Source organism: Ferrimonas sp. YFM (assembly GCF_030296015.1).
In the GTDB taxonomy this organism is placed as follows: Bacteria; Pseudomonadota; Gammaproteobacteria; order Enterobacterales; family Shewanellaceae; genus Ferrimonas.
On sequence record NZ_AP027368.1, the window covers coordinates 2,012,500 to 2,024,767 of the forward strand.

Below are 12,268 nucleotides of genomic sequence, written 5' to 3' on the forward strand. Positions count from 1 at the left end.
TAATTCCGGCTGAGGGAATTAATCGGTTTCATCAACGGTCGTTTTCATTGTGGCTAACTGTTTTTTACTAAGGCTTATTTAGGTTAACCATATAATTGGCACCACCTTGCCTAATTTGTATCGGCAGATGAGTGGTGAAGACGACTATAAATAACTTTTGGACAGGGTCAATGACGAGTGCTTGTGGCATAAACTTAGTTCTTAAAAACTAAGGTGATGTCACCATGAATGCGATCAAATTATTTGGGCGCCTTAGGTGAGTGTATTGTTCGAAGCGAGGTCAAAAGTGTGATCTCTGTGGTCAATTGGCAAAATTTGTGAAGGGGCAAATTGAATTTCATTTCGTGGTTGCGATTTTTGCAAACCCATATTCTATTCGTTGGTATATCTTATTCCGCGGCTCAAATTTAGAATTTATTTAAATAAGCGGCTTTATCTGCTTCAGGAAACTCTGAGAAAGAAGGTAAAACTATGAGTCAGAAAGATAACCAAAGTGTTGAACAATCAGATGAGGTTACGCAGGGCGTCGACGCACGTCGCCGCCAACTGCTGAAGCTCAGTGCCGGTACCGTGGCCGGTGTTGGTGTGGTGGCGGGCGCCGGGGCCTGGGTGAAAAACCGCATGGATGGCATCGTCCATCAGGAGTTCCCCAATGAGATTAGCGCCGATTTTAAACCCATGGACCAGCGTAACGTCAACCAGACCTATGCACTGAGCAAGAAGTTGCAGGCGGAGCACCCGGAGCGAAACCTCAATTTTGGCATTGAGAGCCTGGGGCCGGTACAACCTGGCGAGAAGCCCATGCACATGGGCGAAGCGTTCATGACCTTCCTGCATGGCGCCGAGCGTTATGACAACGACAAGGTGGGTTACACCCAGCTGGACTTCGCCCTGGAGGAAGCGTGCTGGCATGGCTCCATGTCTCTGGCGCCCCTGGTACAGGCCGGTGTGCCGGGCCAGGGTGTCCTGACCTGGGACCAGTCGGACGTCCATGAGCACCAGTACCCCTTTAAGGATTCGGTGGAGAAGATCTCCGCCATCAAGACCGCCGCCAGAACCTTTGGTGCCGCTAGGGTGGGGATCTGTCGCCGTGATCGTCGCTGGGACTACAACCCTCTCTACCACGCCTTGACCGAGAAGACCCTGACCTGGGAGGAGGACTTCCCGTTCGAGCCCAAGAGCGTGATTGTGATGATTGTGCCCATGGATTACGAAGCGGTGTCCACGGCGCCGGCCATTCCCCAGTCCGCTACCGCTGCGCAGGGGTACAGCAACATCGCCATGCTGGCCGGTCAGATGGCCAAATTCATTCGTCGTCTGGGCTTTCAGGCGGTCGGCGCCACCAACGATTTGGGCAATTCGGTGGCCTACGGCATCGCCGCCGGTCTGGGGGAGGGCTCTCGCAATGGCGCCATGGTGGCACCCAACCTGGGGCCGAGAATTCGCATCTGTAAGGTGTACACCGATCTGGAGCTGGATGAGCCGGCCTACGACAAGCCGCGCACCTACGGCATTCAGGAGTTCTGTGAGAACTGCAAGCGTTGCGGCGAAGCCTGCCCCTCCGGCGCCATCTGCATGGATGATAAACCCTCCATGGCACCGACCTACCCGGGCAGTGAAGATCCTCTCTACACCTGGGACGTCAATACCGGCGTACGCAAGTTCTACAGCGATCCGAAGAAGTGCCTGAAGTTCTGGGCCGACAACGGCGGCGACTGTGGTGCCTGCATCGCCGCCTGTCCTTGGAACAAACCCGACTTCTGGCACCACAGGTTGATTGACGCCTCCAACACCTTTACCGGCGGCACCGTCCATGGACTGATGACCAAGGCGGACATCCTGTTCGGCTACGGCAACGTCAACGACGAAGAGGCGGTGCGTAAGTTCTGGAAGAGTGGTTTTAGTGGCGATTTTGTTTAAGGAGACGAACCTATGATGGGATTAATGTGGTACCTGATGGGCATGGCCACCACCGGAGCGATCTGGGGTTACGCAGCCCTGCGTCGTCGCTACCGTCTGGGCAGCGGTGCCAACCTGGCCCTGTTTTGCACCTTTGTCCTGGCCTGGCTGTGTGTGGGCTGGTCCTGGGGCTCCTTCGCCGAGGGTGAACCCCAGTCCGGCGCCATGGGACTGATCTGTTTCGGCCTCTCTACTCTGGTGGCTGCCGCCCTGAGCTGGCGCCATCTGATTCAACCCGGCAAACGTTCCTGAGCCGCCTGAGTTTCAGTGTCCCCGCCCGGCGGGGACCTTCTCTGAGGAGTTCCATGTCAAGATCCAAATCCAATCCATCCGCCCGGGGACGCACGGGGGCAATGCTCTGGCTGCGCCTTGTCGCCTGGACCTCTCTGGCGGCGGCCTTTGTTGTTGGGCTTATCTGGCAGCAGCCGGATTACACCTCCTTGCTGCAGGCCGCTTATCCCAAAGGGGTGATTTCCACCCAAGAACAGACGCCAAACCAGTACCAGATGTTGCTCAAAGGTGAGCACTTTCTGGTGAGCATCAATGAGTCCCAGGGCTATGGTGGTCCTATGCTGGTGGCAAGCCGCATCAATGAACAGGGGCGGGTGGTCGAAGCGAAACTGCTGCAGCATAAAGAGACCCCGGGTTATGTGGCCCGTTTTGATGAAAGTCAGTACTACCGACAGTTTGCCGGAAAGAGGGTCAATGATGACTTCCTGCTGGGGCAGGACATCGATGCCTTAAGTGGGGCCACTCTGACCTCCAGAGGGTTGACCACAGCGGTGCGAGACGGCACCCATGGGGCCACCGATCAATTTAATTTGCCTGCCGACTGGCAAGAGCCACAACTGGTGCTGGGCGTTAAAGAGCTGGCGGCGTTTCTGTTGTTTGCGGCGGCCTTTATGCACAAACGGGTACCAAGGCAGCATCAGGCCAGATTCAATCAGGTGCTGGGTGTGGCGTCAGTGGTGCTCATCGGCTACTGGCTCAACTCGGCCCTCTCCATGGCGCTGGTGGGCTCACTGTTGCTCGGTTACATCCCGTCGCCTCAGCAGCATTTGCTGTGGTACATCATGCTAACCGGTGCCCTGGGGGCGATCCTGTTTATGGGGCGCAACCTCTACTGCAGTCAATTGTGTCCCTTCCATCAGATACAGCGCTGGCTGCACCGCTTGAGTGGACTCAATCTGCAGCTGCACCCCTGGCTGAAGTCTCGGCTCAAGCAGGTGACCAACACCCTGCTGTGGGCATCCTTGATGCTGATTTTTCTGTCCAGGACGCCGGCTATTGGCTCTTACGAACCCTTCTCCATGCTGTTCTCCTTAGATGGCCTTGGGGTGCAGTGGTACATACTGCCGCTGAGTTTGTTCGGCGCCTTTCTGGTCAGCGACTTCTGGTGCCGGCTGCTGTGTCCCCTGGGACGTTTTCTCAACTACAGCCTGGAAGCCCGCGCCAGAGCACTGGCCCGATTCAAAAAGGGCGGTCGTATCCCGGCAACCGATCTGTCTCAACCTCGACCCATTCACAGGAGGCCCGGCCATGGCAACCCCATCACCGCGGAAAAACGCCACCCCAAGGCGTGAGCAACCGGCCCGTCCGGCGGAGCAGTGGGGCACCACCGCGATGTTTGTACTGACCCTGGTGGTGATCCTGCTGTCATTCTGGCAGCAAGCGTCACGCCTCTGATTTGCTGTTTCATCCAGCCCGGTAGATTGGCCGGCGGCTCCAGGGAGGGAGCCTAACTGTAGGAAGATAAATCCATGCCTCGAAATGATCTTGCGTTGGAGCTGCGCGCCCTGCTGAAACGAGCCTGTACGGACCTGGGCGTGGCCGAACTCTGCTTCTGCTACGACATCTGCTCCCCTGAGCAGTGGCGCGCCCGGTTGAAAGGGCGGCAGGCGCATCTGAAGAGTTTCGCCAAGCGCCGGCAGCTCTATGCATCCAGCGATCAGGCCATGTCGTTGTGGCTCAGAAAGTCCAACTGCCTGGCCGCCGACGGTCAGGGCTTGTTTGGTCTGTTTCAGCAGAGGGTCTATGTATGGCCGGAGAGTCTGTTACCGGCCGCGGTTCAGCGGCAGATGAAGAAAAACGGGCTGGCTGCACTGGTGACGCTCTCTTTTCCTTGTCGCGATGCGGAGCAGTTGTGTGGCCGCTTCACCCTGATGGTCGAGCAGCAGGCACAGGTGGAGATGCTGCAATCGCGCCAGGCGTGGATCGAAGCCAGGCTGGAGCAGGTATTTGAAGATATTGAGGATGCCTACGCCAGCAGGCTCAACCCTCTGGTCGATTACAACATCGTCAACCCGGTTTCTGCGCTGATCCTCAAGGGGCTCGCCCTGGGGTAGGGGCGGGCCCAGCTGTCTGATCAGCTGAACCTGACGCCCAGAGGCATCGATTACCACGTCGGGCAACTCAAGCTGGTGCTCAATGCCACCACCATTGCCCAGATGATGGTCCATGCATCCCGGTGTCGACTGGTTTAGTCAGCCTAGAAACTCCAGCGCAGCTGGGCGTACCATAGGGTGGCTGGCGACTGGCCGAACAGGCTGTCGCCGCCGCCGTCGAAACGTTGAATCACGCCCAGCAGGTTCCAGTCGTCGGCCAGGGAGTGGTTCAGGCTCGCGCCATAGAACAGGGACTCATCGTCGTAATAACTGGTGGAGAGCACCAGCCGGGTGAGGGCGGAGAGGTCCCATCCCAGTTCGCCATAAGCGGTGAATTCGGTAAAGCTCAGGGTGCGGGCGGACAGGGGCAGCCTGAGATACTCCGCCGCCGAGGCAGTGGGCAGGGGCGCACTGATGTGCAGCAGCGCCAGCCGGGCCAGCAGGTTGCGCGGCCCGGTAAAGCTGTAATCGCTCTCCAGGCTGGTGACCCAGCTCGATGTCATCGCAGGCAACTGGGGATCCTGCTGCTGAGGGTCAAAATAGCTGACCTCCGCTCTCACTCCTGCCCCCTTGATGTCTGTGGCAAAACCCAGCCCGGCGACATGGTCCAATCCGGACTTTCCGGCCAGCAACTGGCCATCCCAACCGCGAATATTGAACAGGTAGCGCAGGGCGTAGCTGTGGCGATCCGGGTCGTCATCGGGGCTGAACACCAGGTTGACTTCACTGGCAAACCCCAACTGACGGCTGACCATCAGGGCATCGCTACCAGGGCGTTCTTCGTAGTCGAAATCGTAGATGGAGTAGACGTTAAACAGGTCATTGGGGTTCCATACCGTGGTCATGCCCCAGTTGATGCGAAAGCGTCCGCCTCTAAGTTGCCACTGTTCCCCCTGCCAGGTGGCGTAGAGGCGATCCAGGCTGGAGGTGCCCTGCAGGGTATCCCGCTCCAGCCAGTTGGCGGAGAGATCCCAATAGCCGGGATCGGCGCCGATCAGGTCACCGTAGCCCGGCTGGGACAGGTTATCACTGTAGAGCAGTCGATTGCGCATCCCCAGGTTGAACTGCCACTGTGCCAATCCCCGAAATTCAATGTCGAACCTTTGATGCAGCAGGTGCTCAGTCAGGCTGGGGGCCCCCTTGGGCTGGGTGACCGTGGTCATCCCCTTGAGGTAGCCAGAGACCTCCCAGGGAGACTGGGGCGTCAGCCCGGGGATCTGTGCCCGGGCCAGGGTAGGCAGAAGCAGCAGGGCCCAGGCCTTCACTGGCGTCTGTCCTCAGTGATGCGGCCATCCTCCATCACTACCACCCGCCGCGCCCGGGTGATCACCCTGGGGTCGTGGGTAGAGAAGATGAAGGTGGTGCCCTCCTGTTGATTGAGCCGCTGCATGATGTCCAGCAGTTCAGAGGTGCTGCGCGCGTCCAGGTTGGCGGTGGGCTCGTCGGCCATCACGAATCTTGGGGTGGGGGCCAGGGCCCGGGCGACGGCCACCCGCTGTTGCTGACCGCCGGAGAGTTTGGCCGGGCGTTTATGCATGTGGGCCTGCAAGCCGACTCGTTCAAGCAGAGATTCCGCTCTTTGCCGGCATTCGTCGGTGCTGTGGCCCTGCAGCTGCATCACAAACTCGACGTTCTCCAGTGCGGTGAGTACCGGCAGCAGGCTGTAATCCTGAAAGATAAAGCCCACCTGATCCCGGCGAAAGGCGATCAGCTCATCATGGGTCAGGCTGTCGATGCGTCGCCCGTCGATGGTGACCTGGCCCTCAGTGGGCTTGTCCAGCCCGCCGAGCAGATTCAGCAGGGTGGTTTTGCCGGACCCTGAGGGGCCCATCACGGCCACGAACTCCCCCTGCTCTATGGTCAGGTCCACATGATCCACCGCCTTGACCGGAAAGTCGGTCTCGGGGTTGTAGGTCTTACACAGCTGGTCAATCACTATGGTCATGGTCAGTGTTTCTCCGACATGGCGTCTACCGGTTGTTTGCGCAGTATCTGGCGGGCAGGGTAGAGGGCGGCGATCATGGCCGTCGCGGCGACGGTGACGAACACCATCAGGTATTCGGTTAACTCCACTCTGGGGTAGAGCAGGGTATCGACACCGAAGGCGGCCAGCCCTTCGGCCATCATCTGCAGGTTGATGCCGGTGTGCGCCAGTACCTTCATCAGCAGGGCGCTCAGGACTACGCCCAGAAGGCCGCCGGCGCAGCCCAGCAGGGTGGTTTCCAGCAGGATAAGAACAAACACCTGGCCCTTGGGCATGCCGATGGCCATCAGCATGCCAAACTCCCGGGTGCGCTCGAACACCGACATCAGCATGATGTTGATGATCCCCAGCCCCATGGCGGTGACATAGACCCCGAGGATGATGCCATTGCTGACGCCACTCTGAGACAAGATGGACGCCAGCATCGGCTGGATTTCGCCCCAGGCGTCGATGCGATTCTCCGCTGTGCTGACAGGCTCAAGCGAGCGGCGAACGGCGTCCAGATCTTGCGAGTCTCTGAAGTTGGACTCCGTGAGGCGCACCGCAATCTCATGCACCCCCTCGAGCCCAGCCAGGGCTTGAAGATCGCCGTGGCGGACATAGAGGTTGCTGTCGTCGAACTGGCTGGAGGGGGTCTGAAACAATCCCCGTACCCGGAATGCGGCACCGGTGACCTCCCCGGAATGGTCGGAGAAGGTGATCACCACCTTGGAGCCCAGCCTCAGTTTCAACCTTTCGGCGGTTCGATGGGAGACCACCACGGGATTGCGGCCATGCTCATCCAGCCACTGTCCCTCAATCAGGTGACTGGCCACCGGGGTCACCAGGGCCTCTGCGACAGGGTCCACACCCCGAATCAATACGCCCCGGGTGCTGCGCGCCGAGGCGACCATACCCTGGGTCAGGAAGCGTGGCGAGACGGCGGCCACACGCGGATGTCGCTCAAGCGCGGCCAGAATGGGGGTGGGTGACACAATAATCCGGTCCAGTTCCGGGTTGTCCCGATAGCCTGCCCGCTGCACCTGCAGGTGGCTGGTCTGCCAGGCGATGGCGTTATCGATCATGTTGGCGTACATGCCGGTGAGAAACCCCATCAGGGTGATGACGCCGGTCAGGCCAAACACCATGGTGGCCAGCAAAATGCCGGTACGAAGTGGGTTACGCCACAGGTTGCGCCAGGCCAGTTTAATCAGCATCATCGCCCCCTTTGAGGGCATTCACCAGCTTGAGCCGGACAATGCGAATGATGGGGTAAACAAGACAAATCAGCAGCAAAGCCATGACGATGGCTATCTGGTCGGCCACCAGCTGGACCGACAACACCATGGGCATCACCGGCTCCCAGCCCAGTTCCAGCATCATCCTGGCCGCGTCTCCGCTCAGCCTGATGGGGTGTCGGGTAAACCAGGCGATCAGCGGCAGTGCCACGGCCAGTCCCATGACTATGCCGAGAGCGCCGATAAACAGAGACTCGGTCATCACCAGCTTGACCAGTTTCAGCCGGGTCATGCCGGTGGCCATCATGACCGCAAATTCGCGGCGGCGCTCCAGGGTCATCATCATCAGGGTGGCAAACAGACCAAACCCCACCACACCATAGAGCAGGAAAATCATAAATTGACCGCCGGCCCTGTCCATCTGGATCTGTTGAGACATCTCCGGGGCGAGGGTTTCCCAGTCCAGCACCCGCTGCTCAGGGTAGAGCTCCCCCAGTGTGGTCGTCACAGGAGACAATGCCTCAAGTCCCGTGGGCTGAATCAGCCAGCTGCTGATCTGACCGTCAGTGCCGAAAAGGTGCTGAGCACTCTCTATTGGCAGATAGGCGAGAGCCGAATCAAACCCGGGCATGGCGAACCGTACTATGCCGCCCACCGCATAGAGTCCGGCGGCAGTCTGGCCACGATAGCCCTGGCCATAGAGCGCCATCTCATCCCCTACTGACAACCCCAGATGTCGCGCCAACCCTTCGCCCACAAGGATTTGGCCGGGTTTCAGGTAGTCCCCCTCGATGACTCGAGCGGCCAATCCTGAGTAGTGGTTCTCCTGCTCCGGTGGTACGCCCATCACCACTATGCCCTTGGAGGAGTGCTCGCCTGCGGCCAGGGCGCAGGCTTCCAGTCTCGGCAACGCCATGCTTACCTGAGTCAGGGACAGGGCAGGGGCGATAAATGGGGCGCTGCCGGGAATCAGGTGATCGATGCTGTGACTTTGACGAAACTCGGGGTGTTGAATCTGAATAAGCCCGGTGGAGAGGCGGGCGGCATTGTCGATGTTGCTGTCGTAGGTACCCTCCTGCAGGCTGCGGGTCAACAGTGACAGCAGCAGGGCCAGCGCCAGGGCGGAAGCGGTCAGTAGCGTTCGCCGCTTCTGCCGCCAAAGGTTGCGCCATGCCAGGCTGAGCAACATGGGTCAGTCCCTCAGCTGCTTCATCTGGGATTGGGAGAAGAACTCGTCTCCAATGGCGAAATCGAACTCGGCCTGATGGGTCTCAATCTGGGTAAGTTGCCCTGGCTTGTCGGCGGGGGCCATCTTCATCAGGGTGGCAATCTGACGCCCTCCCAGGATTTTGACCTCTGAGGTGGTCAGGGTGTTGACCAGTTCGTCAAATTCGTCGTAGAACTCGACCCGGCGCTGCAGGAAGCTTTCCTTTGCTATCCACAACTTGACTCTGGACCAGACGACCGGTGCGTCCTCCCGGGCGATGGCGTCGATAACCCAGCAAGACTGGCCGTCGACCAGGGCGTCACCCAGCAACTGATGACGGTAGTCCACCACGATGGAGGACTGGTTGATCAGATCGTCATTGGTGAAATCTGAACCCATCCAGGATTGACCCAGCATGGAGGGAGCTATCTTGATGATCCTCTGGATGCCCGGTACCCAGTTCCACATCTCCCGGTACCGTCGTAATGAGGCACTGCCTTTCTCCTTGGCCGGAGCGGTGATCAGCACCAGCGAGAGATCCTGGCCTTTGGTCCAGCTCTTCATGGTCATGGTGCGCGTCCACTCAGGCCTGACTATGGTCATGGTCATCTCTGAATAGCTGGAGTCCCCCCGCATCTGTTGATCGGACTGGCGAACGATCTCCAAGGCATCATCGGCCAGGGATGGCAGGGAACAGCTCAAGACCATGATGAGGAGAAACTTATGCATGAGACCTCCTGGGATGAGGGCAGTGGGATCTGCTCCTGTCTGCCGTCGAGGGGGACGGTCGAGTCCACACCTGGGCGGGCAAAGATTCACCAGTCTGTTAGGACCAATATACTGATATACAGTCACTTTGGTCCATAAGCTCAGTGTGAAAAAGCACCAAGTTAAGAGTGGCTGAAAACGCACTTAATCACATTGTCTTTGTCAGTTACTGTGGTTACACTGAAAAGCTTCGGTCAATTCGATCATATAATTCAAGCGTAAGTGAATGGGGAAGCTGTGTTTAGCTTCACCAGAGTGAGAGTGCTCAGCTGATATTTTTTGCAGCAATCTGTATTGTTGCGACAAAGTCGGGTCGCCGACAGCCAGTTTTGGTTTGATGCTGTAATTATTTGCTCGTCCTAAATTAGCTGATTTTAATTTAGGCTTAATGCCAATAATCTTATGCTGGTTGTTATTTTATGAGTTCCTAATGCAAGTTTAATGCATTATCACTGGTGGTATTTTTCCGCCAATAAGGTGGTTTTTGCATGAACTGCATAGGAAACATGCAATTGATAAATGCCTAACATACTGTTTAAGCAGATTATTATCTGTTTTCTCAGCCTTTTGGCATGGTTAGCCGATCAAAAAGAATAAATATTCTTTATGTCAGCTGCTAATTTAATTGATGAGCAGGGGTCAGACATTAAGGAATAAGAGCACCAGCTCAATATAAAATGACGAGTGGATATTTCTGCCGGTCAACCTGACGTTTCCAGATATAAGGACTATGAAAATGGTACCTATGGGTTATATGGCCAAGCGTATAATCGCTAAGCCAGATTGGTTAAAGAATGCGAATGTAAAAAGACTTTTCTCGGTCAGTGGTTGTAACTCCCATAACCTTATCTGTGCCGAGCAAGATGAGTCTCTGCTTAACGGACACTGGATGCTTAACCGCCGCGCCGAAGCGGACCGGGCCCTTGTGGTCGAGGCAGACGATGATGCGCAGCCTCAGACCTTCTATTACGAGCTCTACCCCGAGCAGTGGAATGACTGCCTTGGTGAGTGGGAGGCTTTCTCCGTGGACAGCAAGCGCGCGGTGACCATTGAGGTGCCTCAGTCCCCAACCCTCGAGGGCTTCGACATCGTCAGCTTTGCTTTCGGCAGTCAGCCCGAGTGCTCTCTGCTCTCCTGCAGCCATCTGGCGGAAAGGGTATGCGTCAATGAGCAGTGTCTGCTGCCTACGCTGGAGGAGGCCAAGACTCTGTTGGCGTCCGGTGAGTTTCACGGCTGCGAACCTGGCCCCTACCGTATCCTGGCTGTCTACTCTCTCAACTGATCCCTCTGAGGCAGCCATTATGGTCGATTACCACATGAGGTAATCGGCCGGCCCACAACCTCCTTGACACTATCTTTCTGAATCGCCAATCTTTTCCGCTTAATGCCGGCCTGCGGGCGAGAGGCGAGAATCGCTGTCCTTACATCCCGGACGGCTAGCGAGTTCCCAGTATTGGGCCCATGCTCACAGGACGTGAGAGCCAGGCCAGATAATCACAAGGACGATCATGAAGTATCAGACACTACTCCTTTGCGCCGGTCTAATGGTGGGCTGCGCCAGCACGGAACCCGTTCCGGACAGCGCCCGGATCACGCCCGCCCCGACGGTCTTCGAACTGATAGACTCCAGCCAGTTCGGTCCCAGGCCGGCCATCAGGGAGGAGTCTGAGTTGTTCCAGCTGCCCCAATCGGAGCGAGACAGCTTTCTGAGTTTCTACACCGCCCAGGACAATCTGTCGGTGCCGGGCCACCGGCGGCTGTACCACTACCTTGAGAACAGCATGGACAACTTCACCTACTATGGTGCGACCTACACGGCATCAGAGGTGGTGGAGAAGGGCGCCGGCAACTGCCTTTCCCTGGCGATTCTGACCACGGCCTACGCCAATCTGGCGGGGATAGAGGTGGAGTACCTGGGGGTGACCACCAACCCTGTCTATCTGAAGAGGGAGAAGTTTGGCCTGATCTCCAACCATGTGCGCACTCGACTCTACGATCCTGAGTTCCAGCCAGAGGAGGGGGTGGTCTACGCCAGGCGTCCCAATGTGGTGGTGGACTATTTCCCAACCGCCAACAACTGGCAGAAGGGCTCGGTCAGCCACGCCGCCTTTATGGGGATGTATTACCGCAACTTGGCGGCGGAAGCCTTGACCACGAACCAACTGGGGCAGGCAGGCTGGCTGGTCACCCAGGCCTTGGAGTGGGACCCCAACAGTGGTGACAACATCAACTTACTGGCAGTGATCTACCGCAACATGGGCCTGATCGAGCTCTCGGAGAAGATCTACCTGTTTGGTTTGAAGGCCAATCCGGATCATCTGGATCTGTTGTCCAACTACCGTTTACTGCTTCGCCGGCAGGGCAGGGGAGAGGAAGCGCAACAACTGACGCAAAGGATTGAGCAATCCACAGACCCCAGTCCGTTTCGCTGGCTCGCCCTGGGCGACCAGAGTTTCCAGTCCGGAGACTACCGTCAGGCTCTGCGCTACTACCAAACCGCCATCGAGCGGGCGCCCTATCTGCATCATGGTTACGCCGGTAAGGGAAAGACGCCGTTTAAGCTGGGGCGAAAGGGGGAAGCCAAACAGGCGTTGGCCATGGCGCTGCAGCACACCCATGAGGATGAGCAGGAGGAGTTGTATCGAGCAAAACTGGCAATACTCACCGACCCTGAGAGTTAAATCGTGTTGAGGAGACTCCGCCTCTTGCTCTAATATTGCATACAATATTCAAATGAGGTGAAAGTCGA

At 57.6% G+C, this 12,268-nt stretch carries 12 protein-coding genes; 7 read left to right on the plus strand and 5 right to left on the minus strand.

The window, feature by feature from the left end; genetic code table 11:
- Nucleotides 1-471: 471 nt before the first annotated feature.
- From QUE41_RS09350 to QUE41_RS09370, 5 genes are all read left to right on the plus strand, one after another.
- Complete coding sequence (locus QUE41_RS09350) at nt 472-1,920, plus strand: reductive dehalogenase (protein WP_286342607.1); 1,449 nt, start codon at nt 472-474, stop codon at nt 1,918-1,920.
- Nucleotides 1,921-1,932: 12 nt separating this feature from the next.
- Nucleotides 1,933-2,211 carry a VcrB family reductive dehalogenase putative membrane anchor gene (locus QUE41_RS09355; protein WP_286342608.1) on the plus strand — a complete coding sequence of 93 codons (279 nt, stop codon included), beginning with the start codon at nt 1,933-1,935 and terminating at the stop codon, nt 2,209-2,211.
- A 53-nt stretch (nt 2,212-2,264) separates the two neighbouring features.
- On the plus strand, nt 2,265-3,542 hold the full coding sequence (locus QUE41_RS09360) for an FMN-binding protein (RefSeq protein ID WP_286342609.1): 1,278 nt from the start codon (nt 2,265-2,267) through the stop codon (nt 3,540-3,542).
- Nucleotides 3,499-3,645 carry a hypothetical protein gene (locus QUE41_RS09365; protein ID WP_286342610.1) on the plus strand — a complete coding sequence of 49 codons (147 nt, stop codon included), beginning with the start codon at nt 3,499-3,501 and terminating at the stop codon, nt 3,643-3,645. The genes QUE41_RS09360 and QUE41_RS09365 overlap by 44 nt, the downstream gene beginning before the upstream one ends.
- A 74-nt stretch (nt 3,646-3,719) precedes the next feature.
- Nucleotides 3,720-4,304 carry a hypothetical protein gene (locus tag QUE41_RS09370; protein ID WP_286342611.1) on the plus strand — a complete coding sequence of 195 codons (585 nt, stop codon included), beginning with the start codon at nt 3,720-3,722 and terminating at the stop codon, nt 4,302-4,304.
- A gap of 143 nt (nt 4,305-4,447) precedes the next feature.
- Here QUE41_RS09370 and QUE41_RS09375 read toward each other — a convergent pair whose 3' ends face one another.
- Genes QUE41_RS09375 through QUE41_RS09395 form a run of 5 tightly spaced genes read right to left on the minus strand, consistent with a single transcriptional unit; the run spans nt 4,448 to nt 9,480 of the window.
- Nucleotides 4,448-5,608: a hypothetical protein gene (locus QUE41_RS09375; RefSeq protein ID WP_286342612.1), complete on the minus strand. Its 1,161-nt coding sequence runs from the start codon at nt 5,606-5,608 to the stop codon at nt 4,448-4,450.
- Entirely contained in the window at nt 5,605-6,288 is a 684-nt protein-coding gene (locus QUE41_RS09380; protein WP_286342613.1) for an ABC transporter ATP-binding protein, read from the minus strand. The genes QUE41_RS09375 and QUE41_RS09380 overlap by 4 nt, the downstream gene beginning before the upstream one ends.
- 2 nt (nt 6,289-6,290) lie before the next feature.
- Complete coding sequence (locus QUE41_RS09385; protein WP_286342614.1) at nt 6,291-7,523, minus strand: ABC transporter permease; 1,233 nt, start codon at nt 7,521-7,523, stop codon at nt 6,291-6,293.
- The gene (locus QUE41_RS09390; RefSeq protein WP_286342615.1) at nt 7,513-8,733 is read right to left on the minus strand and encodes an ABC transporter permease; all 1,221 of its coding nucleotides are present in this window, start codon (nt 8,731-8,733) and stop codon (nt 7,513-7,515) included. Before QUE41_RS09390 ends, QUE41_RS09385 begins: the two co-directional genes overlap by 11 nt.
- Nucleotides 8,734-8,736: 3 nt before the next feature.
- Nucleotides 8,737-9,480, minus strand: a complete 744-nt coding sequence (locus tag QUE41_RS09395; RefSeq protein ID WP_286342616.1) for an outer membrane lipoprotein-sorting protein — start codon at nt 9,478-9,480, stop codon at nt 8,737-8,739.
- 928 nt (nt 9,481-10,408) lie between these two features.
- On the opposite strand from QUE41_RS09395, the gene QUE41_RS09400 reads away from it, so the two are divergent.
- The gene (locus tag QUE41_RS09400) at nt 10,409-10,801 is read left to right on the plus strand and encodes a hypothetical protein (protein ID WP_286342617.1); all 393 of its coding nucleotides are present in this window, start codon (nt 10,409-10,411) and stop codon (nt 10,799-10,801) included.
- Nucleotides 10,802-11,027: 226 nt separating this feature from the next.
- The gene (locus QUE41_RS09405) at nt 11,028-12,200 is read left to right on the plus strand and encodes a hypothetical protein (protein WP_286342618.1); all 1,173 of its coding nucleotides are present in this window, start codon (nt 11,028-11,030) and stop codon (nt 12,198-12,200) included.
- Nucleotides 12,201-12,268: the final 68 nt, after the last annotated feature.

Bases quoted from the DNA above. Each gene is read 5' to 3' on its own strand.
- QUE41_RS09350 (WP_286342607.1), top strand. From the start codon at position 472: ATGAGTCAGAAAGATAACCAAAGTGTTGAACAATCAGATGAGGTTACG.
- QUE41_RS09355 (WP_286342608.1), top strand. From the start codon at position 1,933: ATGATGGGATTAATGTGGTACCTGATGGGCATGGCCACCACCGGAGCG.
- QUE41_RS09360 (WP_286342609.1), top strand. From the start codon at position 2,265: ATGTCAAGATCCAAATCCAATCCATCCGCCCGGGGACGCACGGGGGCA.
- QUE41_RS09365 (WP_286342610.1), top strand. From the start codon at position 3,499: ATGGCAACCCCATCACCGCGGAAAAACGCCACCCCAAGGCGTGAGCAA.
- QUE41_RS09370 (WP_286342611.1), top strand. From the start codon at position 3,720: ATGCCTCGAAATGATCTTGCGTTGGAGCTGCGCGCCCTGCTGAAACGA.
- QUE41_RS09380 (WP_286342613.1), bottom strand. From the start codon at position 6,288: ATGACCATAGTGATTGACCAGCTGTGTAAGACCTACAACCCCGAGACC.
- QUE41_RS09385 (WP_286342614.1), bottom strand. From the start codon at position 7,523: ATGCTGATTAAACTGGCCTGGCGCAACCTGTGGCGTAACCCACTTCGT.
- QUE41_RS09390 (WP_286342615.1), bottom strand. From the start codon at position 8,733: ATGTTGCTCAGCCTGGCATGGCGCAACCTTTGGCGGCAGAAGCGGCGA.
- QUE41_RS09395 (WP_286342616.1), bottom strand. From the start codon at position 9,480: ATGCATAAGTTTCTCCTCATCATGGTCTTGAGCTGTTCCCTGCCATCC.
- QUE41_RS09400 (WP_286342617.1), top strand. From the start codon at position 10,409: ATGCTTAACCGCCGCGCCGAAGCGGACCGGGCCCTTGTGGTCGAGGCA.
- QUE41_RS09405 (WP_286342618.1), top strand. From the start codon at position 11,028: ATGAAGTATCAGACACTACTCCTTTGCGCCGGTCTAATGGTGGGCTGC.